The 26,751-nt window shown below is 35.7% G+C and carries 29 protein-coding genes; 17 read left to right on the top strand and 12 right to left on the bottom strand.

What is annotated here, in order from left to right; translation table 11 throughout:
• Window positions 1-28: 28 nt before the first annotated feature.
• Both VK161_RS07805 and lpxK read right to left on the bottom strand, forming a co-directional pair.
• Window positions 29-841, bottom strand: coding sequence for a purine-nucleoside phosphorylase (locus VK161_RS07805; RefSeq protein WP_324214212.1), 813 nt, complete (start codon window positions 839-841; stop codon window positions 29-31).
• Window positions 813-1,829 (bottom strand): tetraacyldisaccharide 4'-kinase, encoded by a 1,017-nt coding sequence (gene lpxK, locus VK161_RS07800; protein ID WP_324214211.1) that lies wholly within the window; start codon window positions 1,827-1,829, stop codon window positions 813-815. The genes VK161_RS07805 and lpxK overlap by 29 nt, the downstream gene beginning before the upstream one ends.
• A 127-nt stretch (window positions 1,830-1,956) precedes the next feature.
• On the opposite strand from lpxK, the gene VK161_RS07795 reads away from it, so the two are divergent.
• The 5 genes from VK161_RS07795 to rluF all read left to right on the top strand — a co-directional run bounded on the left by VK161_RS07795 (window position 1,957) and on the right by rluF (window position 6,431).
• Entirely contained in the window at window positions 1,957-2,520 is a 564-nt protein-coding gene (locus VK161_RS07795; protein WP_324214210.1) for a hypothetical protein, read from the top strand.
• 96 nt (window positions 2,521-2,616) lie between these two features.
• A complete protein-coding gene (locus VK161_RS07790) occupies window positions 2,617-3,711 on the top strand; it encodes a Nif3-like dinuclear metal center hexameric protein (protein WP_324214209.1) in 1,095 nt (364 codons plus the stop codon).
• 3 nt (window positions 3,712-3,714) lie between these two features.
• On the top strand, window positions 3,715-4,494 hold the full coding sequence (locus tag VK161_RS07785; RefSeq protein WP_324214208.1) for a zinc ribbon domain-containing protein: 780 nt from the start codon (window positions 3,715-3,717) through the stop codon (window positions 4,492-4,494).
• 37 nt (window positions 4,495-4,531) lie between these two features.
• Window positions 4,532-5,368, top strand: a complete 837-nt coding sequence (locus tag VK161_RS07780) for an alpha/beta hydrolase (RefSeq protein ID WP_324214207.1) — start codon at window positions 4,532-4,534, stop codon at window positions 5,366-5,368.
• Window positions 5,369-5,642: 274 nt separating this feature from the next.
• Window positions 5,643-6,431 (top strand): 23S rRNA pseudouridine(2604) synthase RluF, encoded by a 789-nt coding sequence (gene rluF / locus VK161_RS07775; protein ID WP_324214206.1) that lies wholly within the window; start codon window positions 5,643-5,645, stop codon window positions 6,429-6,431.
• Window positions 6,432-6,526: 95 nt separating this feature from the next.
• On the opposite strand, the gene VK161_RS07770 is transcribed toward rluF, so the two are convergent.
• Entirely contained in the window at window positions 6,527-7,780 is a 1,254-nt protein-coding gene (locus tag VK161_RS07770) for a TPR end-of-group domain-containing protein (RefSeq protein WP_324214205.1), read from the bottom strand.
• 96 nt (window positions 7,781-7,876) lie between these two features.
• Between VK161_RS07770 and pepT the strand changes: the two genes are divergently transcribed.
• Together pepT and VK161_RS07760 are read left to right on the top strand one after the other, a co-directional pair.
• Entirely contained in the window at window positions 7,877-9,121 is a 1,245-nt protein-coding gene (gene pepT / locus VK161_RS07765; protein WP_324214204.1) for a peptidase T, read from the top strand.
• Between the two features lie 23 nt (window positions 9,122-9,144).
• A complete protein-coding gene (locus tag VK161_RS07760) occupies window positions 9,145-9,720 on the top strand; it encodes a YdeI/OmpD-associated family protein (RefSeq protein WP_324214203.1) in 576 nt (191 codons plus the stop codon).
• Between the two features lie 172 nt (window positions 9,721-9,892).
• On the opposite strand, the gene yajC is transcribed toward VK161_RS07760, so the two are convergent.
• The 4 genes from yajC to VK161_RS07740 form a co-directional block, all read right to left on the bottom strand.
• The gene (yajC, locus tag VK161_RS07755; protein ID WP_324214202.1) at window positions 9,893-10,162 is read right to left on the bottom strand and encodes a preprotein translocase subunit YajC; all 270 of its coding nucleotides are present in this window, start codon (window positions 10,160-10,162) and stop codon (window positions 9,893-9,895) included.
• Between the two features lie 16 nt (window positions 10,163-10,178).
• Entirely contained in the window at window positions 10,179-10,820 is a 642-nt protein-coding gene (locus VK161_RS07750; protein WP_324214201.1) for a DUF1573 domain-containing protein, read from the bottom strand.
• A gap of 20 nt (window positions 10,821-10,840) precedes the next feature.
• Window positions 10,841-11,749, bottom strand: coding sequence for a transcription antitermination factor NusB (nusB, locus tag VK161_RS07745; protein ID WP_324214301.1), 909 nt, complete (start codon window positions 11,747-11,749; stop codon window positions 10,841-10,843).
• Between the two features lie 111 nt (window positions 11,750-11,860).
• A complete protein-coding gene (locus tag VK161_RS07740; protein ID WP_324214200.1) occupies window positions 11,861-12,967 on the bottom strand; it encodes a Glu/Leu/Phe/Val dehydrogenase in 1,107 nt (368 codons plus the stop codon).
• 192 nt (window positions 12,968-13,159) lie between these two features.
• Here VK161_RS07740 and VK161_RS07735 point away from each other — a divergent pair, with 192 nt between their 5' ends.
• The 3 genes from VK161_RS07735 (at window position 13,160) to VK161_RS07725 (ending at window position 15,954) form a co-directional block, all read left to right on the top strand.
• Window positions 13,160-14,923 carry an ABC transporter ATP-binding protein gene (locus VK161_RS07735; protein WP_324214199.1) on the top strand — a complete coding sequence of 588 codons (1,764 nt, stop codon included), beginning with the start codon at window positions 13,160-13,162 and terminating at the stop codon, window positions 14,921-14,923.
• Between the two features lie 71 nt (window positions 14,924-14,994).
• A complete protein-coding gene (locus VK161_RS07730) occupies window positions 14,995-15,372 on the top strand; it encodes a PUR family DNA/RNA-binding protein (protein WP_324214198.1) in 378 nt (125 codons plus the stop codon).
• Window positions 15,373-15,624: 252 nt separating this feature from the next.
• Window positions 15,625-15,954 carry a hypothetical protein gene (locus VK161_RS07725; protein WP_324214197.1) on the top strand — a complete coding sequence of 110 codons (330 nt, stop codon included), beginning with the start codon at window positions 15,625-15,627 and terminating at the stop codon, window positions 15,952-15,954.
• Here the strand turns inward: VK161_RS07725 and VK161_RS07720 are convergent.
• Window positions 15,951-16,286, bottom strand: a complete 336-nt coding sequence (locus VK161_RS07720) for a tRNA-binding protein (protein ID WP_324214196.1) — start codon at window positions 16,284-16,286, stop codon at window positions 15,951-15,953. The genes VK161_RS07725 and VK161_RS07720 overlap by 4 nt on opposite strands.
• A gap of 370 nt (window positions 16,287-16,656) precedes the next feature.
• Between VK161_RS07720 and glgA the strand changes: the two genes are divergently transcribed.
• Together glgA and VK161_RS07710 are read left to right on the top strand one after the other, a co-directional pair.
• A complete protein-coding gene (gene glgA, locus VK161_RS07715; protein WP_324214195.1) occupies window positions 16,657-17,883 on the top strand; it encodes a glycogen synthase in 1,227 nt (408 codons plus the stop codon).
• A 313-nt stretch (window positions 17,884-18,196) separates the two neighbouring features.
• Window positions 18,197-19,468, top strand: coding sequence for a glucose-1-phosphate adenylyltransferase (locus VK161_RS07710; RefSeq protein WP_324214194.1), 1,272 nt, complete (start codon window positions 18,197-18,199; stop codon window positions 19,466-19,468).
• Between the two features lie 221 nt (window positions 19,469-19,689).
• Here the strand turns inward: VK161_RS07710 and VK161_RS07705 are convergent, their stop codons facing one another.
• The 3 genes from VK161_RS07705 to VK161_RS07695 form a co-directional block, all read right to left on the bottom strand.
• Window positions 19,690-20,247: a hypothetical protein gene (locus VK161_RS07705; protein ID WP_324214193.1), complete on the bottom strand. Its 558-nt coding sequence runs from the start codon at window positions 20,245-20,247 to the stop codon at window positions 19,690-19,692.
• 79 nt (window positions 20,248-20,326) lie between these two features.
• Window positions 20,327-20,629, bottom strand: coding sequence for a cytochrome c (locus tag VK161_RS07700; RefSeq protein ID WP_324214192.1), 303 nt, complete (start codon window positions 20,627-20,629; stop codon window positions 20,327-20,329).
• Window positions 20,630-20,744: 115 nt separating this feature from the next.
• Window positions 20,745-21,677 (bottom strand): peptidylprolyl isomerase, encoded by a 933-nt coding sequence (locus tag VK161_RS07695; protein WP_324214191.1) that lies wholly within the window; start codon window positions 21,675-21,677, stop codon window positions 20,745-20,747.
• 95 nt (window positions 21,678-21,772) lie between these two features.
• Here VK161_RS07695 and VK161_RS07690 point away from each other — a divergent pair, with 95 nt between their 5' ends.
• The 5 genes from VK161_RS07690 (at window position 21,773) to VK161_RS07670 (ending at window position 25,904) form a co-directional block, all read left to right on the top strand.
• Window positions 21,773-22,222, top strand: a complete 450-nt coding sequence (locus VK161_RS07690) for a DUF1569 domain-containing protein (RefSeq protein ID WP_324214190.1) — start codon at window positions 21,773-21,775, stop codon at window positions 22,220-22,222.
• A gap of 49 nt (window positions 22,223-22,271) precedes the next feature.
• Window positions 22,272-23,072 (top strand): class I SAM-dependent methyltransferase, encoded by an 801-nt coding sequence (locus VK161_RS07685; RefSeq protein ID WP_324214189.1) that lies wholly within the window; start codon window positions 22,272-22,274, stop codon window positions 23,070-23,072.
• A gap of 196 nt (window positions 23,073-23,268) precedes the next feature.
• Window positions 23,269-23,946: a tRNA (guanosine(37)-N1)-methyltransferase TrmD gene (gene trmD, locus VK161_RS07680; protein WP_324214188.1), complete on the top strand. Its 678-nt coding sequence runs from the start codon at window positions 23,269-23,271 to the stop codon at window positions 23,944-23,946.
• A gap of 165 nt (window positions 23,947-24,111) precedes the next feature.
• Window positions 24,112-24,462 carry a 50S ribosomal protein L19 gene (rplS, locus tag VK161_RS07675; protein WP_324214187.1) on the top strand — a complete coding sequence of 117 codons (351 nt, stop codon included), beginning with the start codon at window positions 24,112-24,114 and terminating at the stop codon, window positions 24,460-24,462.
• Between the two features lie 218 nt (window positions 24,463-24,680).
• Window positions 24,681-25,904, top strand: coding sequence for an NADP-dependent isocitrate dehydrogenase (locus VK161_RS07670; protein WP_324214186.1), 1,224 nt, complete (start codon window positions 24,681-24,683; stop codon window positions 25,902-25,904).
• A 113-nt stretch (window positions 25,905-26,017) separates the two neighbouring features.
• On the opposite strand, the gene VK161_RS07665 is transcribed toward VK161_RS07670, so the two are convergent.
• Window positions 26,018-26,719, bottom strand: coding sequence for a hypothetical protein (locus VK161_RS07665; protein WP_324214185.1), 702 nt, complete (start codon window positions 26,717-26,719; stop codon window positions 26,018-26,020).
• Between the last annotated feature and the right edge of the window lie 32 nt (window positions 26,720-26,751).

Here is a 26,751-nt window from a genome sequence, read left to right as displayed (position 1 = left end):
TTCAATTCTACTATCCGACAAATTAGTACTAGTAATTTTCAATCAACGTTTTAATCAACATCCGAACGTGCGGTTCCGCTTTTTGAGCCGCTTTAAGTACTTCTTCGTGATTTACTTCTTCTATGTTTTCTTCATCGCCCATGTCGGTAATTACCGAAAGTCCGAACACTTCTAATTCCATATGACGTGCTACAATCACTTCTGGAACAGTTGACATACCCACACAATCGGCACCTAATGCTTTCACCATTCTATATTCGGCAAGAGTTTCAAAAGTTGGACCTTGTAACCCTAAGTAAACACCATCGTGTACTTCAATTGAATTTTCACGAGCAATTTCTTTGGCTTTAGCAATCATATTTCTACTGTACGGCTCACTCATATTAACAAAACGCGGACCAAATCGATCATCGTTTTTACCACGTAACGGATGTTCGGGCATTAGGTTAATATGGTCTTTTATTAACACTATTGAACCTACTTCGTAACTCGGATTTACACCTCCAGAAGCGTTCGAAACAATTAATTTGGCAACACCTAAATACTTCATCACACGAACAGGAAACGTTACTTGTTTCATATCATAACCTTCGTAAAAATGAAAACGACCTTGCATCGCAACTACATTTTTGCTTCCAATGGTTCCGAAAACCAACGTTCCTTTGTGACCTTGCACAGTAGACATGGGGAAATTCGGAATTTCGGCATAAGGCAATGTAAATTCAATTTGAATATCATCGGTAAAACTGCCTAATCCAGAGCCTAAAATGACACCGTATTCAGGTGTAAAACCCGTTTTCTCTTTAATATAATTAACGGTTTCGTGTACTTGTTCCCACATAATCTATAAGGATGTTATCAAAGTTTGAATGATCTGAAATAAAGCTGCTTTTTATTGGCAAATAATAAAAAGGAACATTTAAATGATGTGTTTTTAATCGCACATAATCTTTTTCAGTAGTAATAATCAGATCTTTTTGTTTAGTATTAATTTCTTTTATGTCTTTTTCTGTAAAATGATGGTGATCGGGATAGACTACTGTTTCATCATTTTCGGATTGCAAATATCTAAAAAATGGTTCTGGCTTTGCTATTCCTGCCAAAAGTAATTTATCAACAATCTTAATTTCGGTCACGGGTTTACTGTCTAAATCATTGTACACCTTCTCATCATAATCAATATAACTGAAGAAAACCGGTGCTTTACAACCTATTCTTTTCTTTATATTTTCCTGCGCAATCTCAGAAATATCTTTCGGACATTTAGTGACAATTATCATATTGGCTCTTTTAGCGCCCACTCTACTTTCTCTTAAATTTCCTGTTGGCAACATAAAATCATCACAAAACAAATCATCATAGGCCGTGAGTAAAATATAAAATCCCGCTTTTACTTTTCGGTGTTGATAAGCATCGTCAAGCAAAATAACATCGGGCTTGGGGTTGTGATTCAGCAATTGCTCAATTCCGTTTTTGCGATTAGCATCAACCGCCACAATAACATCTGAAAATTTCAAATGCATTTGATACGGTTCATCGCCTAATAATTCAGAATTCGAATGTTCATCGGCAATACAAAAACCTTCCGATTTTCTCTTGTAACCGCGACTCAAAGTGGCAATTTTATAATTGGGCGATAACAATCGAATCAAATACTCAATTTGCGGTGTTTTTCCGGTTCCACCAACACTCAAATTTCCGACAGCAATTACAGGAACATCAAACGAATACGATTTGAAAAATCCTCTATCGTAAAGAAAATTACGAATGGAAGTAATCCAACCATACAAAATGGCAAAAGGAAAAAGCAAATACCTTAAAATAATCATAGCACGAAAGTAATTATTTAACGAAGAATAGACGAATTATTTTCGAATAATTTCTGCTAAAAAACAATTTATCCGTTATATTTGAGGATAATTTTAAACATGATTTTTTCTACAAATTGACACAAAAATGAAACGATTTTATTTTACTTTTTGTTTAGTATTTGTTTTTTTAACACCTGTTTTTAGTCAGGAAAATAACGATGCGGCTATTTTGAAAATTCTTTTAACAAAATACTACGCAAACGAAAAAGTCATTGTAAAAAATCGAATGCAGTATTTGCGTTTCTACTGCAAAAAAGCACCCAACAACGAAGAACTTTTGGAAGTCATCAATAAGAATAAATTATTGAAAGACAATACTGCTGAAATCAAAAAAGAAATTAAAATTACCCTTGACGAAGATTGGTCAAAAGAATACGATATCTTATTTGCAAAAGAACACCAATATTTGAAAAGCAAAGTCAACAAATGCCTGAGTCTAGAAGAGTTTCAAGTAGTTTCCAAACGCTTCAACGATAACAATCAACGACTAATGATCATCAATAAACCCATTTATTTTGCTAAAAAATATTGCTTGGTTCGAGTGGCTTTTTACCGAAACATCGAACACAACAGCGGTCGTTATTTTCTCTTTGAAAAGAAAAACGGCTCATGGGAAATTAAAGAGGTTTTAAACGAATGGGAAACTTGATTAATGGCCAGTGTTCAGTCACCAAATGTAGGATTCAAAAAAGCTCTGAAAACTTTGAAACTCTGCAGTTTTGTAATTTTGTAACTCAAAAAAAAGATGAAAATTAAAGAATTATTTCCACTACTCGAAGAAATGGCGCCTTTAGCCTATGCCGAAGATTTTGACAATGTAGGATTATTGGTTGGAAATCAGGAAAATGAAGTGAGCGGAATTTTAGTTTGTCACGATGCGTTAGAAAGTGTTATCGACGAAGCAATTGCTAAAAATTGCAATGTAGTAGTTTGCTTTCACCCAATTTTATTCTCTGGCATAAAGAAAATTACTGGTAAAAATTATGTAGAACGTTCGGTAATCAAAGCGATTAAAAACGATATTGCGATTTACGCCGTTCATACCGCATTAGACAATCATAAAAACGGAGTTAACAAAATCTTCTGCGATGCATTAGGGCTAAAAAATACCACAATATTAGTCCCGAAGCAGAACTTTATTCAAAAATTAGTTACATACACTATTCCAGAAAATGTTGAGCAAGTACGCAATGCCTTATTCGAAGCCGGAGCCGGAAAAATTGGCAATTACGAAGATTGTAGTTTCAACTCGCAAGGCGTCGGAACGTATATGGGAAATGAAAACAGCAATCCTGAAATTGGCGAACGATTTGAATTTGTAGAAGCACCCGAAATCAAAATTGAAGTAACTTTTGAAAAGCACTTACAATCCAAAATTCTAAAAGCACTTTTTTCAAATCATGTCTATGAGGAAGTGGCTTATGAAATTTACGCCTTACAAAACGCACATCAAAACATAGGTTTAGGCATGGTTGGCGAACTCGAAACACCAATGACTGAATCCGAATTTTTAGCGTTGGTAAAAGACAAAATGCAATGCGGTGGAATTCGCCACAGTAATTTACTTGGAAAAACCGTTTCGAAAGTCGCTGTTCTTGGCGGTTCGGGAAGTTTTGCCATCAAAAATGCAATTCAAGCCAAAGCCGATGTTTATTTAACCGCCGATTTGAAATACCACAACTTCTATGAAGCTGAAAATCAGATTGTTTTAGCTGATATTGGTCACTTTGAAAGCGAAAGATATACAAAAAACTATATTGTTGATTTTCTTAAAGAAAAAATTACTAATTTTGCAATCGTTTTATCAGAAGAAAATACAAACCCAGTTAAGTACTTATAAAATATGGCTACTACAAAAGAATTGAGCGTTGAGGACAAATTAAGAGCGCTATATGATTTACAATTAATCGATACTCGTATTGACGAAATCAGAAACGTTAGAGGTGAATTGCCTCTAGAAGTAGAAGATTTAGAAGATGAAGTAGCGGGTTTATCTACTCGTTTAGAAAAATTGCAACAAGATTTAGTAACTATTGAAGATAACATCAAAGCAAAGAAAAACGCGGTTGAAGATCATCAAGCAGCCATCAAAAGATATACAGAACAACAAAAAGAAGTTCGCAACAATCGTGAATTCAACTCATTAACTAAAGAAGTTGAGTTCCAAGAGTTAGAAATCCAATTGGCTGAAAAGCAAATCAAAGAAATGAAAGCTTCTATCGAACACAAGAAAGAAGTTATTGCAAGTTCTAAAGAAAAATTAGAAGAGAAAACCACTCACTTAAAACACAAAAAAGCAGAATTAAGTGACATCATGGCTGAAACTCAAAAAGAAGAAAGTTTCTTGATGGAAAAATCAGCTGAATACGAAGCTTTAATCGAAGAGCGTTTATTAGCAGCATACAAAAGAATCCGTTCAAGTGTTAGAAATGGCCTAGCTGTTGTTTCGATTGAGCGTGGTGCTTCTGCTGGATCGTTCTTTACAATTCCACCGCAAACTCAAGTGGAAATTGCTTCCAGAAAGAAAATCATCACCGATGAGCATTCAGGAAGAATTTTAGTTGACACTTCTTTAGCTGAAGAAGAAAAAGCAAAAATGGAGCAATTATTCGCAAAAATGTAATATCTTAAATCCCGATTCAACCTCGGGATTTTTTTTTATGAAGAAGATCGTTTTAAAAGCCGTAGTCAAAAGTGTGGGATTGTACATCAACACACTGAGTTACCTTCATCCCAAAAAATCACTCTCAGTTGCCTACCAATTGTTCAGCCAACCGCGCAAGGGGAAATTAAAACACAATCAGCTTCCGAAAACCTTAGTAAAAGCCGAACAGGAAAGTCATTCGCACAACGAACATCAATTTTACACGCATACGTGGAAAGGCAATGACGACATCATTCTATTAGTTCACGGATGGGAAAGCAATGCTTCGCGCTGGAAAAAAACACTTTCTCATCTTAAAAAAACGGGCAAAACCATCATCGCCATCGATGGTCCGGCGCACGGTTTGAGCAGCGGGAAAGAATTCAACGTTCCACTCTACTGCGAATTTATTGACAAAGTGGTTCAAAAGCACAACCCAACAATCGCTATCGGGCATTCTATAGGCGGTAACGCACTTGCCTATTTTCAAGCGCATTATCCGCATAATTTTGATAAAATGGTATTGATTGGCGCGCCATCCGATTTTAAAGTCATTCTCAATAACTACATTTCAATGTTGAGCCTCAATTCGAGAGTGCACCAACAATTGGCCAATTACACTAAAGAACGTTTCAACATTATTATCGAAGAATTCTCGGCTTCTAATTTCTTGAAAAACAGCACTATTCCCGGAATCATCGCTCACGACATCCACGACGATGTTGTGCGCATTGACGAAGCAAAAAAAATTGCCAATTCCTGGAAAACGGCGCAATTCATCGAAACCGAAAACTTAGGACACAGCATGCACGACGAGAAATTGTACCAAACCATAATTGAATTCATTCAATAAAATCTGTCTTCTGCCGTCTTTTTTAGTGCCTTATCCTGCTTTCCGCTACACTATTTTTTGCCCATCCCTTTTTTTGTAAGCCACAAAAATAGCTTCCGTTGGTCGCTTTTTTACAGCAACAAAAAATAGCGCTGTCCTACAAAATGATTTCCGCTGCAATCAGGGGCAAATCAGTAGTATAAAAGAACTAGCACCTTGAATACAATTCTACAAACTACTCACTATTTACTAATCACTATTCACTAATTCAAACAACATTTACTACCTTTACGCCATGGAAGAAAACCTCATTCGCATCAACAAATACTTATCCGAAACTGGCTTTTGCTCGCGCCGCGAAGCCGACAAGCTCATTGATGAAGGTCGTGTTACCGTCAACGGAAAAGTGCCCGAAATGGGAACTAAAGTCACCATCGACGATGAAATCCGCGTAGACGGAAAACTCGTACGTGAAAAAAAAGAAAAACGAATTTACTTGGCTTTCCATAAACCGGTCGGAATCGAATGTACCACCAACTTAAATGTACGCAACAATATTGTTGATTACATCAATTATCCTGAGCGTATTTTTCCAATTGGTCGTTTAGACAAAGCCAGTGAAGGCTTGATATTTATGACCAACGACGGCGACATTGTCAACAAAATTTTACGCGCTCGAAACAACCACGAAAAAGAATACATCGTAACGGTAAACAAACCGATTACCGACCGATTCATCCAACGCATGGGCAACGGAATTCCGATTCTCGATACTATTACTCGAAAATGCCACGTGGAGCAAGTAAGCAAGTACATCTTCAAAATCATATTGACGCAAGGTTTGAACCGCCAAATCCGTAGAATGTGTGAATATTTAGGCTATGAAGTGACCGCGTTAAAACGCATTCGCATCATCAATATTTCGTTGGATGTGGGAGTTGGACGTTACCGCGAATTGACTACTGCCGAAATTCAGCAACTCAATCAACTCATCGAACCATCAAGCAAAACCGAAGAAGCGAGTTTGCCTAAATTAAGTCCGAATAAGCCTGAAACTCCAAGAAGAGATTTTAGAAAACGATAGACATTCTTTTGCCACTGATTCACAGATCTTTTCTCAAGTTTTTAAATTCGTGAACCTGTCTGACGAAGGGCAGTTTTGAGATTAAAAAAAATCAGTTACAATTTCGTTTCAAACAACATCGGATTTTCAATCTTCGAAGCATCCAAATTGCCATTTTTATCGTAAAACTGCCAAGGCGAATTAGCAAAAAAGTACAATTTATCTTTTACAATTGTTGCCAAAGCGGGTTCGTTAAATTCTGGTCTATTGTTATCGATGTTTTGGTAACTAATGATTTCGGTTCCCACTTCATTCAAATGAAACCGAACCAAACGAATCGGCTTTACTCCGTTTTGAACCGCAATCAACGAATGGTTGTAAAAACACAAACCATCGATTCCTTTACCTATTGTTCCTTCAGGAAAAGTAAACCATCTCCGTTCGTTATCTCGTAGTGAAATCGCCACAATTCCTTTTAAATAATCAGCCACAAACAACAGATTTTGTTCGGAATTCATGGTGATGCCTTGCAAATTATAAGCTTCGTTTTCGAGTGAAATCCACTCACTCATCACATCATTTTCAATTTTATAAAGTATTGGTTTATTGCTATCGGAAACATAGACTACATTATTTTTAGTCACATACAAATCGCCAAAGACATGATTGCCCGCTATTTCAAATCGTTGTACCACTTTTTTAGTCGCAATGTCAATTTTCAAAACGGCCGCTTTTCCTTCTAAATCCGAAGTAAATCGCTCCATTTCAGGCAATGCCGATGTGGCAACCCAAAGAAATTGTTCATTAGCATCTTTCTTCATTGAAAAAACAGCATACAATTGATTATCTGTAAACCAATCTTTACATTTACCTGTTTTTAAATCAAACGAAACTATTTTTCTTTTTCTGATACTTGAAGCCAACCATACATTCGATTTCGATAAAAACTCTAATCCTTCGGGATGTACTTCTTTTTCGCTTAATGAAACCACTTTGTCCGAATTGGAAATGGTTTGTTCCTGCGATTTTTTCAATGCCAAAACCTGTTGAAAACCTGATGTATTGGCTATCGATTTGAAATCGTCATCGGTTTCAAAAGCCGTTGTATGGTTCATTAGAACTACTTTTTTCAAAGTGGCAATGGCTTCACTTTCTTTTCCATTCAAAGCAAAAGCCGAAGCCAAATTGTAAGTATACGTCGGATGAAAAGGCCGAACACTGTCCAATTGTTTGGTCAACTTTAGAAAAATTGCATAGTCTTTACTTTTATAGGCATCCACCGACTGCTGATACACTTCCTTTTGTGACTGGGAATGTGTTTGTGTGATGGTGATGAAAACGAACACACAACTGTAAATATATTTTTTCATGTTTTTTGATTGTGATTATAAAAGTAGTAAAAACTCTTTACAACCCACTTTTAAAACACTTTCTTAATCGTTATATTTGTAAAAAAATAATTCAAAATGCAAGACATTATCAATCGCTTTATCAGCTACGTAACCATCGATACCGAATCAGATCCGAATTCAGATACCACTCCAAGTACAGCCAAACAGTGGGATTTGGCCAATAAATTAGTCGACGAACTCAAAGGAATGGGAATGCACGACGTGAGCATTGACGAAAACGCTTACATCATGGCGACACTTCCGAGCAACGTTGATCACAAAGTACCGACCATTGGTTTTGTATCGCATTTTGATACTACACCTGATTTCACAGGTGCGAATGTTAATCCAAAAATCATCGAAAATTACGACGGAAAAGACATTGTTTTAAACGCAGAACAGAACATTATTTTGTCGCCAAGTTACTTTGAAGATTTACTGTTATACAAAGGCCAAACGCTTATTACTACTGACGGTTTGACGCTTTTAGGTGCCGATGACAAAGCCGGAATTACAGAAATTATGGAAGCGATGAAGTACTTAATCGAGCATCCAGAAATCAAACACGGAACCATTCGAGTAGGATTCACTCCTGATGAAGAAATTGGTCGTGGTGCGCATAAGTTTGATGTAGAAAAATTCGGTTGTGATTGGGCGTACACCATGGATGGAAGTCAGATTGGCGAATTAGAATATGAAAATTTTAATGCTGCTGGAGCCAAAATCACTTTTAAAGGAAAAAGCGTGCATCCGGGTTATGCCAAAGGAAAAATGATCAACTCGATGTTGTTGGCCAACCAATTTATTTCGGCTTTACCTTTTAATGAAGTTCCCGAAAGAACGCAAGATTACGAAGGATTTTTCCACGTTCATCACTTAACGGGAAGCATTGAGGAAACTGTTTTAGAACTGATCATTCGCGACCACGACAAAGCACTTTTTGAAGGGCGAAAAGAGTTGATTCATACTATTGCTAAACAAATCAATGATCAATACGCACAACAATTTGGTGAAGACATTTGCATTGCCGAAGTGAAAGACCAATACTATAACATGCGCGAAAAAGTAGAACCTGTTTTCCATATTGTAGATATTGCTGAGAAAGCGATGAAAGAATTGGGAATCACTCCGATCATCAAACCGATTCGCGGTGGAACTGACGGTTCGCAATTGTCGTACAAAGGTTTGCCTTGCCCTAATATTTTTGCTGGCGGACACAATTTCCACGGAAAATACGAATACGTTCCCGTTGAAAGTATGATTAAAGCGACGGAAGTGATTGTAAAAATTTGTGAATTGACCGCTACTGAAAATTTTTAATTTTACACTGAACGCTTTAATTTATGTCGGAAAAAAAGACTTGGCACAGCAATGAATTATGGGAAGTTGAATTGGAATTGTTGCGTTCCATCATCAACAAAACCCAATTAGTTGTTACTAATAAATGGGGCGGCGAAGTCTATACACACAATAATAAAAATGTGATTGGCATTGGCGGATTTAAGAACTTTTTCACGATTTGGTTTTTCAATGGTGTTTTTTTGAAAGACGAACTGAACGTTTTGGTTAATGCTAATGAAGGAGTAACGAAAGGTTTACGTCAATGGCGTTTTACATCGAAAGACGAAATCAACGAAAAGCACATTTTGGCTTACATCAAAGAAGCGATTGTCAACGAAGAAAAAGGACTTTCCATCAAACCTGAGAAAAAAGAAGTTGTTCCTTCTGAATTCTTTACCTATGAATTAAAATCTGATTTGTCTTTCGCGGAAGCGTTTCAAAAATTTACTCCATTCAAACAAAAAGAATTTATAGAATACGTCGATTCGGCCAAACAAGAAAAAACCAAAATTGCTCGTATGGAGAAAATAAAACCGATGGTGTTGAGTGGCGTTGGGTTGAATGATAAATACAGATAGTTGCAAAGTTTCAAAGTTGCTGAGTTTTCTTCTTTTGGAGTTCGCTTCGCTCATCTTGAAACACGAATCACATACATTATAAAAAAATCCCAAGTTTCAGTTAGAACTTGGGATTATTATTTTTATGAAAGTGAACTTTGTAACTCAGTCACTTTGATACTTTGAAACTCAATTAAGCTTTCTTATTCAAAGCCATACTGTATTCCATTGAAATCGCCGTTTTCTCTATTTTTAATTTTCCTGACATGGTTTCGATTACTGCAGTTGTTTCAGACAATTCGGCAATTTTACCGTGAAAACCACTCTTAGTTACGATTTTGTCTCCTACTTTTAGTCCGGTTTCGAACTCTTTTTCCTTCTTCATTTTTCGTTGTTGCGGTAAAATCATAAAGACAAACATTACCACGAAAATCAGGACTATTGAAATGATATTAGCATCCATTTATTTAAATAATTAATTAGTTTTTGGGTTGATCGGCATTGGGAGCTGGCATTGGAACTAAACCAGTAGTTGACGTTGTATTAGAAACAATTTTAGGTTCACCACCTTTAATTGTTGCCTTGATGTTTATAGTTTCATATCCTGTTGGAGTATTTGCTCTTACCGTAACTGTTTTGGTTTGCACTCCTGTTTTTCCAGTTGAGTCAAATGAGACTTTCATTTTACCGGATTTACCTGGTTTTATTGGATTTTTATCGTATTCAGGAACAGTACAACCACACGAACCCTGAGCACTTGTAATTGTCAAGTCATTATTGCCTGTATTTTTGAATGTAAACGTATAATTTACTTTATCGCCTTGTTTGATTTCACCAAAATCGTGTTCTTTTTTATTGAACACCATATTAGTAGTTTTTGCAGGAGGCATTGTTGTAGTAGTTGTAGCTTGTTGTGCGTTTGGATTAGCTGTAGTTCCATCAGTTGTTGGTTGTGTTGGTTGAGCTACTGGTGTTGCAACTGGTGCAACTGCATCGGGTGAAGCAGGGGCAATTTCCTGAGCATTAGCATCAATTTTTGCAGAAGCATTGTCTTCTTGCTTACAACCAGATAAAAGCGCTAATCCGGCAATCATAAAAAAATAAATTTTCTTACTGTTCATCGTTATTCAATTTAAATTAATTATTCCATTAAACCTCTACCCGACTTATTCATTCGACCGGTAGCTTGGTAACTTTTTACTAAGTTATCTAAAATTCCGTTGATAAAAATACTGCTTTTTGGTGTAGAATACTCCTTTGCGATTTCTAAAAATTCGTTAATTGTTACTTTCACCGGAACTGAGGGAAATTTCAACAACTCACAAATAGCCATTTTTAGTAAAATAGTATCCATTTCAGCTATACGATCTACATCCCAATTTGGGGTTTTATCGATGTATTCTTTGGCGAATTCACCTTCATTCAAAACTGTTTTTCTGAATAAAGATATCGCGTACTCACGATCTTCATCGTCTTTAAACAAAGATGAAACTCTGAATTCTGATTTCGGATTCAATTGTTTCAACTGTTTTAAAATTTGAGTATTCACAACCGGAATATCATCTACCCAAGTCAGCTTATAATCTTCTAAATAACTGTATAACTTTTCATTAGGGGCAATCACTTCTGAAAATAAATCTATAATGAACTGTTGGTCTTTTTCGAATGAAGACGTAGTATCGTTCATGTAATCTTCATAGATCTTACTCTGTTTCACATCATTCAGCAATAATAAAACAGCATCATCATTCGCTTTCCAGTTGTTGATTTTATGAGTATCCAATGCAACTTCAATTGATTTACTATTTTTAAGTAAATTCAAAACAGCATTGTTTACAAATTTTAAATTAGGATTGCGTTCTTGTGGTGTTGCCAAGTGTTTTTTTCTAGAAACCTCAATAAAATCGTTTTCTTTATTGGTCAGTTCGATGAGAGAAGACACCATTATTAAGTACAATTCCATTAAATTTTCAATACTTGATAATAGGAATTTTTCTTCTTTTTCTAAACTATCTGAACCTTTTTGATGCATAGCATAAATGGTTTGCATCACTTTAATACGAATATGTCTTCTGTTTAACACGTGTAAGAACTTTTAAAAATTAAGAGAGCGAAAGATTGCTCTTTCGCTCTGCAAAAATAGAACTATTTTTTAAAACGATTATCGTTTAGCGTTTTCTTTTTTTCTCTGATCGATTCTATTCTGAGCAATAGCCATCGCTGCTTTTTGTGTAGTCAGTTTATTTTTAACAGCATAGTCAAAAATTTCAAGAGTCGTATTGTAGATGTTTTCAGTTCTTCTTAATGCTTCAGTTTTGTCGTAATGAGCAATTTCAGCATACACATTGATGATTCCACCCGCGTTGATTAAGAAATCGGGTGCGTAAACTATTCCGCGTTCTTGCAAAATCGGACCGTGAACATTTTCATCTGCCAATTGATTATTTGCGGCTCCAGCAATTACTTTTGCTTTAATTCTGTAAACAGTTTCGTCGTTTATCGTTGCACCCAAAGCACATGGAGCGTAGATATCAACATCGGCCGAATACAAATCGTCGCCTCTAAAAATAGTAGCACCGTATTTTTTACTTACTTCTTCTAATCTGTTTTCGTTGATGTCTGCAATTTGAACCAAAGCACCTTCTTTAGTTAGGTGTTCCACTAAAGTTTCACCTACGTGACCAATACCTTGTACCAATACCTTTTTACCTTCTAAATTATCCGAACCAAATTGGTATTTAGCAGCCGCTTTCATTCCCATGTACACACCATACGCAGTAACTGGAGAAGGATTTCCTGAACCACCAAGTGATTCTGATATTCCAGTAACGTGTGGCGTTACACTGCGAACGGTATCCATATCGGCAGTTACCATTCCGACATCTTCTGCTGTAATGTATTTTCCTGATAAAGAATGTACAAATTCACCAAACTTGCGCATCAACTCAGGTGTTTTTTCGGTTTTAGCATCGCCAATGATCACTGCTTTTCCTCCACCTAAATCCAAACCAGAAATAGCTGATTTGTATGTCATTCCACGTGACAAACGCAAAACATCATTCAATGCTTCCCATTCGTTGTTGTATTTCCACATACGTGTTCCGCCCAAAGCCGGTCCTAATACTGTGTTGTGGATACCAATAATTGCTTTTAATCCAGTATCTTTGTCGTTGCAAAAAACAATTTGCTCGTGATTATCGAATGATAATTGACCAAAAACGGGATCCATTTTTTGAAGCTCTTTTACTGAGGTGATTTCTGTAGTCATAAAATTGATTTGAGTTGCGACTTTATCAATAAGTCGACACAAATTTAACTTATTATTCAAAATAATTTACTCAATTTGGAATAAATTAGCAATTTGTTAATAAAATTTCTTTTAAATAAGAATATTTTAATTATATTATTTAATTCATTTTAACTAAAAAAAAGATAATTATCATTTGATTAACTTAAATTAATGAAAGAACTTCAATATTTAAATAAATATTTTATAAAATACAAATACCGATTTCTTTTAGGTATCATCATTACAATTGTTGCCCAAATTTTCTCACTTTTTACTCCGGAGTTGGTAGGAAAATCATTTGAAGCTATTGATCAATTTGGTTCTAATCCGGAAAACAAAGAACTCATCAAGGGCGAACTGATTAAAAATATTCTATTAATCATCGGCACTACTCTAATTGCGGGTTTTTTGACTTTCTTGATGAGACAGACGTTAATTGTTATGTCACGACATGTAGAATTTGATTTAAAGAATGAAATTTTCAAACAATACGAAGTACTCACACAAAATTTTTACAAAAGAAACCGAACAGGCGATTTGATGAGTCGGATTACCGAGGATGTTGCCAAAGTACGGATGTATGTTGGTCCGGCAGTAATGTACACCATCAATACCATCATTCGTTTTGTTATGGTAATCGTGTACATGTATACTATTTCGCCCAAACTTACCTTTTACACCTTATTGCCTTTGCCTATTTTATCGTATTTGATATTCAAAATCAGTAAAGAAATCAATAAAAGAAGTACTATTTTTCAGCAAAATCTATCCAATTTTTCATCCTTTTCGCAAGAAGTTTTTTCGGGGATTAGAGTAATCAAAGCCTACGCATTAGAACCTCAACAAAACAAAGAACTCAACGAATTGGCCATCGAAAGTAAGAGCAAAAGCATGAGTTTAGCCAAAATTCAGACTTTGTTCATTCCGCTGATTTTGGCACTCATTGGTTTGAGTAATTTAATCGTTATTTATGTCGGCGGAAGCATGTACATCAACAACGACCCAGCGGTTCAAAACATCGGAACTATTGCGCAATTTATTTTGTATGTAAACATGCTGAACTGGCCTGTGACTTCTATCGGCTGGGTTTCATCGCTGATTCAAGAAGCCGAAGCCTCGCAAAAACGCATCAACGAATTCTTAAAAATTCAGCCAGATATTGTAAACAACAGTAAAACTTCAACTCCAGTTCAAGGTGAAATCGAATTTAAAAATGTCACATTTACCTACGAAGACACCAATATTACTGCTTTAGAAAATGTTTCTTTTAAAGTTAATAAAGGAGAGACTTTAGCCATTTTAGGAAAAACAGGTTCAGGAAAATCGACCATTCTATCACTAATTACTCGCTTGTACGATGTTCAAAAAGGAAGCGTAACTATGGATGGAATACCGCTTTCAGAATTAAATCTATACGATTTGCGCAACAGCATCGGAATAGTGCCACAAGATGCTTTTTTATTCTCTGACACCATCAAAAATAACATCAAATTCGGAAAGGAAAATGCCACTGATGAAGAAGTAATTGAAGCAGCAAAAAAAGCAGTTGTTCATAATAATATTATCGGATTTACACAACAATATGAAACCGTTTTAGGTGAACGCGGCATTACACTTTCCGGCGGACAAAAGCAACGTGTTTCGATTGCTCGTGCGATTATTAAAAATCCAGACATTCTTCTGTTAGACGACTGTTTATCGGCGGTTGACACCGAAACGGAAGAACAAATTCTGAATAATTTATTGGAAATATCTAAAAACAAAACTACCATAATTGTAAGCCATCGCGTGTCATCTGCCAAAAATGCCGACCAAATAATTATTTTAGAAGAAGGGAAAATTCTGCAACAAGGTTCTCATAATCAACTTCTAAACCAAGATGGTTATTACAAAGAACTTTATTATAAACAACTTTCTGAAAAAGAAGTCGATTAAACTCTTGTTTCGTAACATTTTTTTTACCATTTTTGAATGGTTTAGAAACACTATTAATTGACCAAACGAATATGAGAGAAAACGACATGTTAGAAAAAGACGAAATTTTTTCTAAAGTACTAAGAGCAGGAAGAAGAACTTATTTCTTTGATGTTAGAGCTACAAAAGCTGACGATTATTACATTACCATTACCGAAAGTAAAAAATTCACCGAAGAAGACGGTTCGTATCATTTCAAAAAACATAAAATTTATTTATACAAAGAAGATTTCGCTGCATTCAAAGACATTTTAGACGAAATGACCTCATTTGTTTTAAATAATAAAGGAGAAGAAGTGATTTCAGAACGTCACCAAAAAGATTTTAAAAGAGAATATCAAACCGAAACATCGTCTGAAACTTCTGAAAGCGAGAAAAGTTTTACCGATGTTGATTTTGACGATATTTAATGGAAACTATTTCTAAAATCATATCCAACAGAGTCCTAATCAATGCGCTTTTATCTGTTTTTTGGATTGTTTTATTATCTGAAAAATATGAAAAGGTACTAGCGGGTGATGTAAAATCCATTATGTTCTCCCTATTGTATGTTTTTATGTTGTCTGTCACAAGTTACAGTTTATACAAAGCATTGAAAAGCTCTAAGAAAACCGAATAATACTAAATCCGCCAACAAAGCGGATTTTTTTTTGACATTAAAAATGATAGTTAACGTTTTTAAAATAATCTACTTAGTATTCATTTCACTTCTATTTGTATTCTCTTTGAGTTTTTTGGCAGAATGGTGTACAGTTGGTGTTCAAAAAAATTATGATGGTTATGCTTTTGGTTTGTCCAATGAGAATTCGTGGTTTTATGAAACGCCACAATTGTATGCCAAAGTCATGCTTATTGAAGGATTACTACTTTCATCGCTTTCTGGATTAAGCCTGTATTTGTTTGTTAAAAAGGACTATTCAAAATCCAATTATGCGTTTATTTTCTTCGTAATAGCCTTTATTTTAATGATTGTTAATAGCAATTTGTTTTAAGCAATCCGCAGTCCATTTTCCACTTTCAAATCGGAAGTCAAAAGCACCACTTCATCACCTTTTACCGAACCCAACACCAAGCATTCACTCATGAACTTCCCGATTTGCTTTTTGGGAAAATTGACTACTGCCACAATCTGCTTGTTGAGTAAATCTTCTTTAGAGTAACGCTTAGTAATTTGAGCTGATGATTTTTTAATTCCAATTTCCTTACCAAAATCAATGGTCAATTGATATGCAGGCTTTCTAGCTTCTGGAAAATCATTCACGTCAATAATGGTTCCCACTCGCATTTCTACTTTTTCAAAATCACTCCAATTGATCTCTTCCATTCTGATTAAAATATTTTAATTAATATCAATTCAACATATTTACTAGAAACAAAAATTAAAAATTAATAGACCGCTTTTAGACTCAAATTTTACTCAAATAAATTTGTTTTTGCCACTAATTCACAAATTAACCTTAAATTTTATATTAAAAATTAGTTCATCTACGATGAACATTCGAATAAAATCAAATGTTTAAAAAAATAATTCGATAATTCGTGGCAAAGAATGATTTTTATTTTGAACTCGTGTTAATTTATAATTCACTTAACCAAAAAATAACATTTGTATAGTTTTTATATAGTCAGTAAGTACAAAATAAGCCAAATAATTTCATACTTTTATATCTTACACTCAACTAACTGATTATTTTATGAAAATTGCTCTTTTTACCAATGAATTTCCGCCGAATATTTACGGTGGTGCCGGCGTACACATTGATTTCTTAAGTCACGAATTGTCCCAACTAGCCGAAGTTGAAGTACGTTGTTTTGGCAATCAGAAAGAGCAAAACGAAACGATGAATGTGCTCGGAATTGATTCGTCTTTGAATCAGATGGAAGATCCAGATAATCCGCACATCAAAATGTTTCATAATTTGAGTCGGAATGTCGAAATGGCTCAGCACACCTTACAAGCAGATATTATTCATTGTCACACTTGGTATACGCATTTGGCTGGAGTTTTTTCGAGAGAATTATTACAAGTTCCGCTGATTTTAACTACTCATAGTTTGGAAACCCATCGCCCATGGAAAGTGGAACAACTCGGAAACGGTTATTTTCTTTCGCGATGGATTGAACACCATGCCTATAATTCGGCCGATGGCGTTATAGCAGTGAGTCAACAAATGAAAGAAGATGTGGTGGAAGCTTACGGAATCAATCCTGAAAAAGTAACGGTAATTCACAACGGAATTGATCCTGAATTTTACCAACCCACTTTTGATACCGATTTGTTACACGAATTCGGAATCAATCCCGACGTGCCTTTTGTTCTTTTTGTTGGACGAATTACGCGTCAAAAAGGCATTTCACAATTAATAGAAGCGGCGCATTATTTCAATACCAATTGTCAAATTGTATTGTGCGCTGGCGCTCCAGATACTCCAGAGATTGCCAAAGAAACAGAGGAATTAATTGCCGAATTGAAATCCAAAAGAGAAGGCGTTATTTTAATCTCTGAAATGCTTCCACGCGAAAAAGTAAAAGTGTTGTATAGTCATGCGCGTGTTTTTGCTTGTCCGTCGTTGTACGAACCGTTTGGCATCATCAATTTGGAAGCCTTGTCGTGTGAAACTCCGGTGGTTGGAAGCGCTGTAGGTGGAATTCCAGAGATTGTAACCGAAGGTGAAACGGGTTATTTGATTCCGCTAGAAAGTGTTTCGCGAACCGATTTCAATCCGAAAAATCCAGTTGAATTTCAGAAGGCTTTGGCAGCCAAAATTAATCTTTTGTTAGACGATGAAAGTCTTGCTGCCCAAATGGGAAAAGCAGGAAGAAAGCGCGTATTAGAGAAGTTCAGTTGGAAATCGATTGCGAAAACGACCTATAAATATTATGAAGAAGTAATTTCTAAATTTGAAAAAGAGAAGGCTTGAAAGTTTATTTTAAATAGAGATATTCTCTCGCAAAGTAACAAAGTTGCAAAGTTACAAAGTTACAAAGTCTTACAATCTTATAGTCTTGTAGTCTTATAGTCTCATTGCAAAAAGTAAGTATCTAAATTTTATTTTAACAATACAATTTTGATTAATTTTAAAACTGATTTTTTATATACCGATAGTACCGCACCCCGACTTGAACGGAGCTCTTTTTTTATTGACTTTTTAGGCAATAAAAAAAAGCGGGAGTGGAAGGCGGAATAGGTGCCCAAAAAACAATAATGAGGAAATCCTCGCAAAGACTAAACAAATGAAAAAAAGTACATTAGCCATTATTTTGGGTGGCGGACAAGGTTCGAGATTGTATCCACTGACTCAAAGTCGCTCCAAACCAGCGGTTCCGATTGCAGGAAAATACCGTTTGGTTGACATTCCGATTTCAAATTGTATCAATTCGGATATCAAACGCATGTTTGTATTGACGCAGTTCAACTCGGCTTCATTGAATCAACACATCAAAAACACCTATCATTTTAGTCATTTCAGTACTGCCTTTGTGGATATTTTGGCAGCTGAACAAACTCCCGATAATCCGACTTGGTTTCAAGGAACAGCCGATGCGGTGCGTCAGTGTATGAACCATTTTTTGAACCACGAATTTGATTATGCGTTGATTTTATCAGGCGATCAATTGTATCAAATGGATTTCAATGAAATGGTCGATGCACATCAAAAAAGTGGTGCTTCGATTTCGATTGCAACGCTTCCGGTAACTGCAAAAGAAGCACCTGAATTTGGAATTTTAAAAACCGATTCGGAGAACTTCATCACTTCATTTATTGAAAAACCAAATGCGAGTTTGTTACCCGAATGGACATCCGAAGTAAGTGAAGAATCCAAAGCCGAAGGCAAGCACTATTTGGCTTCTATGGGAATTTACATTTTCAATCGGAAACTATTAATCGATTTGATGTCGAATCCCGACACGAAAGACTTTGGTAAAGAAATCATTCCGCAAGCCATAGGCAAAGAAAAAATTCTGAGTTACCAATACGAAGGTTATTGGACCGATATCGGAAACATCGATTCATTTTTTGAAGCGAATTTAGGGTTGACTGATGAGATTCCGAAGTTCAATTTATTTGATAATTCGAGTAAAATTTACACTCGCGCCAGGGTTTTGCCGCCATCAAAAATTACTGGTTCTTCGATGATTGATAAATCGGTGGTTGCTGAAGGTTGCATCATTAATGGTACATCAATAGAGCATTCGGTGGTTGGAATTCGAAGCCGTATTGGAAAAGGTTCTAAAATATCCAATTCGTATTTAATGGGTAACGATTTTTATCAGAATTTAGATGAAATCAGAACCAATATCGAACACAATATTATCAATATCGGAATTGGCGAACGCTGTGAGATTAACAACACGATAGTAGATAAAAACTGCCGAATTGGAAATGATGTAAAGTTGAATGGTGGAACTCATTTGGAAGATACTAACAACGAATTGTACACGGTTAAAGACGGAATTATTGTCATTAAAAAAGGCGCAACTTTACCCGATGGTTTTACTATTTAGTATAAGTAAATGTGATTTTTACCAAAAATAACTAGCAAAAAACTGACTGTATGTAGATTAAAATGCAGTAAGCTATTAAAAAAAGTTTTGCCACAAATTCACGAATTAGTGTATAGTTATCTAAAAAATTAGTTCATCAATGATGAAAGTTCGAATTCAATCAACTATTAACATCACTAAATTCGATAATTCGTGGCAGTAGAAATTAAATTAAACTGAGGTTATTTAGCAGCTTTTTTGATTATGACTTCCAATGGTTTATTGGCTTTACGACCAAATTGAACAGCGTAATCACGTGCTTGATTCGTACATAGAACAAACAAATCGAAGTAATTGAGTTCTACGATTTGCGTTTCAAAAAAGCCACCGTTTTGAGCACCATCAATATCTTCAATTTTGACTTTGAGTTGATCAGCGGGAAATGTATTGACTATTGATAAGAAATAGTTGTCTTTGGCATACGGAAAATACCAGCGCTCTTTTACACCTTCAATAGGTTGCTCGATGCGTTGGTTGTTTTCGTCTATTAAATAATTAAATGAAAATACAAGTGACTTGTTGTTGTCTTTCCAACTGTATTGATTGTTGGCATTGACGACTTCGTTTCCATTCAAATCTACTAAAGTTAATTTCAAGCCTTTGATGTTCTCTTTCGCTCCTTCTTCGTGAACATTCAACACCAAATACGAAGTAAAATCATAGCCACAGTGTTGCGCCTGACCTAAATCTTGAGCGCTTATCGAAAAAGAAATCAACAGTAAGAATAAAAAATACTTCATAATTACACAAAAGTGAATACAAATATAGCGAGTCAAAAACTATTCCAATAAAAAAATCCGCCTTACGACGGATTTTAATTTAATTGGATATGATGTAAGCATAAATCTTATCGTGCTGTGCATCTGAAATTTTTGCTTTCTTTTTCATTACCTCTAAAATTGGCAACCAATCTTGATCACTATAATCTTTTGGGTCGTACAATTTGTGGCATTTAGCACAATTGTTTTCATAAAGTTCCTTTCCTTCTGCAATATCATTCGATGCTGCAACAACAGCAACATCTAGCTCTTTTGCAACTGGTGGTGGCGGTGGCGCAACTTTTGGAGCACAAGAATAGATAAGTATTCCTAAAAGTGCCAAAGAGGTCATTTTTAATTTCATAATTTAATGTTTATTAATTTTTGGTAAGTAAATATATAAAAAATCCCGAAAGCGAATCTTTCGGGATTTGATTTTACAATAAATTTACAATTAAATTTACAATATAGTTTGTGCATTAACGTACATCCATCAATTCAACATCGAAAATTAAAGTGGCGTTCGGCGGAATCACACCACCCGCACCAGCTGAACCATACGCTAAATAGGACGGAATCACAAAACGCGCTTTGTCACCTACTTGCAACAACGCAATTCCTTCGTCCCAACCTTCAATAACATGACCTTTTCCTAAAGGAAATTCGATAGGTTTTTTGCGTGCATACGAACTGTCAAATACTTTTCCATTGTCTAACGAACCCGAATAATGAACAGAAACCGTTTTACCTTTTTCGGCTTGCTTACCATTCCCTTTTTGAATGAATTTATAACGCAAACCACTTTCTGTTTTATCAAAACCTGCCGCTAATTTTTCCATTGCTTCTTCGGCTGCTTTTTTAGCTTCTGCTTCTCTTTTGGCTCTTGAACCTTCAAAAGTGCGGAACGCTTCAATTGCATTCCATTTTTCGGCTTCTGCTCCTACTCTTACAATTTCGATTGAATCTATCAAATCGCCTTGTGCAACTGCATCAACAACGTCTTGTCCTTCTACCACATGTCCGAAAACAGTGTGCTTTCCGTCTAACCAATTCGTTGGAACATGAGTGATAAAAAATTGTGAACCATTCGTTCCTGGTCCGGCATTGGCCATCGATAAAACACCTGGCTTATCGTGTTTTAAAGTGGGATGAAATTCATCGTCAAATTGATAACCCGGACCGCCCGAACCGATTCCTTGTGGGCAACCGCCTTGAATCATAAAATCGGGAATTACACGGTGAAATTTCAATCCATCGTAATAGGGTTTTCCCATTGGTTTGGCTGAATTTTCCAATTGACCTTCAGCTAAACCTACAAAATTTCCAACTGTTCCTGGCGTCAAGTCGTGAGTTAATTTTACTAAAATCGCACCTTTTGTAGTGTTGAATTTAGCGTATATTCCGTTTTCCATCGTAGTATATTTTTTAATTGAGGTGCAAATTTACTATTTTATTGGAGATAAATGCTAAAGATTGTACATTTGAATACACCAAAAAATAGAATCTTATGCCATCCGTTTACAACAAAATTGACAACGATGCTTTTATTGCTCGCATCAATTCATTATCAAAAGAAAGCCAACCTTTGTGGGGAAAAATGACCGTTGAGCAAATGTTATCGCACTGTCAGGCTCCTATTGATGTTGCTTTTGGCGATTTGCAACTCCGAAGTAACTTTGTAATGCGCTTGATAGGAAAACTATTTAAAAATAAGATCCTAAACTCGAGCGAATTCAAGAAAAACAGTCCGACTGCGCCCGATTTTATTCGTAAAGATCAGTACGATTTTGAATCAACTAAAGCCGAATTGATTCGGAAGTTTGCAAAGTTTGCCGATTTAGGACATCAATCCATAAAAAGTAATAAGCATCCTTTTTTTGGTGAAATGAGTTATGAAGAATGGGATAAATTACATTCCATGCATTTGGACCATCATTTGAAACAGTTTGGGGTGTAGAAGTTAGATATCAGAAGGCAGAAATTAGAAGGCAGAAATCAAAAAAAAGATGGAAGAAAAATTGGATTATATTAGTATAAATAAGCAAACGTGGAACGACAAAACCGATGTGCATATTGGTTCAGAGTTTTATGACAATGAGGGATTTTTGAAAGGTAAATCAACGTTGAATGCGATTGAATTGGAATTATTGGGAGATGTGAAAGGAAAAAAAATACTGCATTTGCAATGTCATTTTGGACAAGACACGATGACGTTTGCACGTATGGGTGCGAGTGCGGTTGGTGTGGACTTGTCGGATAAAGCCGTTCAAAGAGCTACTGAATTTGCCAATCAACTCAATTTAGATGCCACGTTTGTATGTTGTGATATTTATGACGCTCAACAACATATTGAAGAGAAATTTGACATCGTCTTTACGAGTTACGGAACCATAGGTTGGTTTCCTGATTTGGAAAAATGGGCGAATGTGATTGCGCATTTTTTAAAACCGAACGGCCGATTTGTGATGGCTGATTTTCATCCAGTAGTTTGGATGTACGACAATGATTTTAAAGAAGTGTTTTACAGTTATTTCAATATCGAACCTATTGTAGAAGAAGAATCAGGTACATATGCTGAAACCCAAGCCGATTTGCAAACCAAAAGTGTCGGTTGGAATCATCCGATAAGTGAAATTTTGAATTCGCTATTGCAATCAGGATTGGAATTGAATCAGTTCAATGAATTTGATTATTCTCCTTATAATTGCTTCAACGAAATGGAAGAATTTGAAGCTGGAAAATTCAGAATCAAAGCATTTGGTAATAAAATTCCGATGGTGTATTCTATTTTAGCTACTAAAAAATAAAGTTCTTTTTTACGATAAAATCCTAGCCCCGATAGTAGAGGAAATCCTGTCATTGCGCAATCAAGAGTTCTTGACAGATTGCTTCGTGCCTCGCAATGACAGATTGGAACGGATAGCGGGAAATAGCTTCAAAAAAAACTTACTATCTTTGCCATTGAAAAGCTCAGGCACTTAAGCACACAGCTACTCAGTAACTATGCGAATTGATATTATTACCGTTTTACCCGAATTACTCCGCAGTCCGTTTGAAGCCTCGATTATGAAACGAGCTATTGACAAAGGATTGGTGGAAGTACATTTTCATAACTTACGCGATTATACGACTAACAAACAAAAAAGCGTGGACGATTATCCGTTTGGTGGTGGCGCAGGTATGGTGATGATGGTACAACCGATTGACGATTGTATAACACATTTAAAAAGTGAACGCGAGTACGACGAAATCATTTACATGACACCCGATGGCGAAACGTTGAACCAAAAAATGGCCAATACGATGTCGATGTACGAAAACATTATCATATTGTGCGGACATTATAAAGGAGTGGATCAGCGTGTTCGGGATCATTTTATTACCAAAGAAATTTCGATTGGCGATTATGTGCTTTCGGGCGGCGAATTGGGTGCTTTGGTACTCTCGGATGCTTTGATACGATTGATTCCGGGCGTATTGAGCGATGAAACTTCGGCTTTGACGGATAGTTTTCAAGATAATTTGCTTTCACCACCTATTTACACTCGCCCAGCCGATTACAAAGGTTGGAAAGTTCCTGAAGTACTGACCAGCGGTCATTTTGCCAAAATAGACAAATGGCGTGAAGATATGGCGTATGAGCATACTAAAAATAGACGACCGGATTTGTTGGACAATTAACAATTGATAATGGACAATTGATAATGAGCGATTTAGAGAATTAAAAAATTATCAATTATCCATTGCCAATTATCAATTAATTTTTATCTTTGCCCCCACATTTGACCAACCTCTGGCGAAAACCGTGAATGTTGCTCAGATTTTAAACCATAATTAGCATTAAAAATGGCAAATTTAGTAGATTTCGTTAATAACGAATTATCAACAAGAAAAGATTTCCCTGTATTCGGAGCTGGTGATACTATCACTGTGTACTACGAAATTAAAGAGGGTGAAAAAACAAGAACTCAGTTTTTCAAAGGAGTTGTTATTCAAAGAAAAGGTTCAGGAGCAACTGAAACTTTTACTATCCGTAAAATGTCGGGTGCAGTTGGTGTAGAGCGTATCTTCCCAGTAAACATGCCTGCTTTACAAAAAGTGGAAGTAAATCAGAGAGGTAAAGTTCGTAGAGCACGTATCTACTACTTCAGAGAACTTACTGGTAAAAAAGCAAAAATCAAAGAAAGAAGAAGATAATTCAATTCTTTCCAATTATAAGAGAAGCTTCGATTTGTTCGAGGCTTTTTTTATGCAAAAAAGACAAGTCTAAATTATCAAATTCATAATTTTAAAACCTTAAAATAACAATATGATAATTCAATCGATTTCGCCAGAAAACATAAATGAAATTCCTTCTTTATTATTTATATTTGTTTCCGCAAAAAATTTAGAGTACAACAACAAACTTAAACAATATGGCAAAAATTAAAGTAGCTAATCCGGTTGTAGAAATCGATGGCGATGAAATGACACGAATTATTTGGAGCTTCATTAAAGAACAACTCATTCTTCCTTATTTAGATTTAGATATCAAATATTACGACTTAGGAATTGAAAGTCGAGAAGCTACCAAAGACCAAATCACAATAGACTGCGCCGAAGCCATTAAACAATACAATGTAGGTATTAAATGTGCAACCATTACTCCCGACGAAGAGCGCGTCAAAGAATTCAACTTATCAGAAATGTGGAAATCACCTAACGGAACCATCCGAAATATTGTAGGTGGAACTGTTTTCCGTGAGCCGATTATCATGAGTAATGTTCCGCGTTACGTTCAAGGTTGGACTAAACCAATCGTAATTGGTCGTCACGCTTTTGGAGATCAATACAAAGCAACTGATAAAGTAATCAAAGGAAAAGGAACTTTAACCATGTCGTTTACCAACGAAGCGGGAGAAACTACTACTTGGAACGTTTACGATTTTAAAGGCGATGGTGTAGCAATGTCAATGTACAATACTGATGAAAGCATCTACGGATTTGCACATTCATCCTTTCAAATGGCGTTGACCAAAAAATGGCCTTTGTACCTTTCTACAAAAAACACGATTTTGAAAGCTTATGACGGACGTTTCAAAGATATTTTTGAAGAAGTATACCAACAACATTACAAAGCCGATTTTGATGCGAACGGAATGGTGTACGAACACCGTTTAATTGATGACATGGTAGCATCAGCAATGAAATGGAACGGTGGATTTGTTTGGGCGTGTAAAAATTACGATGGCGACGTTCAGTCGGATACTGTTGCACAAGGATTTGGTTCTTTGGGATTGATGACTTCTGTTTTGGTTACTCCTGATGGAAAAACTGTGGAAGCCGAAGCAGCTCACGGAACTGTAACACGTCATTACCGTCAACACCAACAAGGAAAGAAAACATCTACGAACCCAATTGCATCCATTTTTGCTTGGACACGCGGATTGGAGCACAGAGGAAAATTAGACCAAAACCAAGAGTTAATCAACTTCTGTAATGCTTTAGAACAAGTGTGTATCGAAACAGTAGAAAGCGGAAAAATGACGAAAGATTTAGCGATGTTAGTAAAACCAGAAGGTTTAACTGATGCTGATTATTTGTCAACTGAAGATTTTTTGCAAGCATTGAAAACCAATCTCGATGCTAAATTAGCATAAGTAAGACTTCCTAGAAAAATTAGACTTCTTAGAAAACTAGACATTTATAGACGCATATGGATTCCATTCGAATCTAAATTGTCTAAAATTCTGAACTTCTAAGAAGTCTTTTTTTATTTATTATCGGTTTTTTCTTCCTGTTGTAGCCCTTTTATCATTCTAATTTTAATGATTGCTCTATAACCTGAATTAAGACCCCAATCTTGATTTGTAATTAACTTACCATTGGCATCCGAAAATATAAATTGCCCTGTATTCGGGAAGAACTCACCTGTGTTAATTGCTTCAATATGAATTATATTTAAACCTTCATTTAAATTCAACTTGTACTTTTTGAAATCCGAATCCAAACTAACGTTCCTAACCACCAATTCACCATTCAACCAAATCCTTACATTATCGCCATCAATCGCACCATAATCTCTACATGCTGTATTCAATTCTTCAGTGTATACAATGAACTCACCTAAAAACAAGTCACTGTTTAAAATTTCTTTTGTAATCCCTTCTTTCTTCATTTCTTTCTGAATTTTTTCAGTAAAAATTTCAGAAGGATTTCTCAATTCAACATTAGAAGGTGTTTTCAAACCTACTTTCGGAGCAATCGAAAAGTTTCTTAATAGCTTTTCATCTTTATCTTTCCCTATAGTGCTTTCGTACTTTATTGCAGCCTGAGCGGTATCAACATCTACTTGCTTTGGTGGCGCTTTAGGATTCTTAACCGCACCAATACGAATAGACTTTTTAGGGTTTTCAAACTGCGAAAAACCTAAATTAACCACAAACAATAATAAAATCAAAAGTGTATTGCGCATTGGAAATTTTTTATAAAAGTATTTAAAAATCG

The sequence above is a fragment of the Flavobacterium sp. genome (genome assembly GCF_035299245.1).
Lineage (GTDB): Bacteria > Bacteroidota > Bacteroidia > Flavobacteriales > Flavobacteriaceae > Flavobacterium.
Note: the sequence above shows the minus strand (reverse complement) of the source record. Positions and strands in the feature narration are given on the sequence as shown.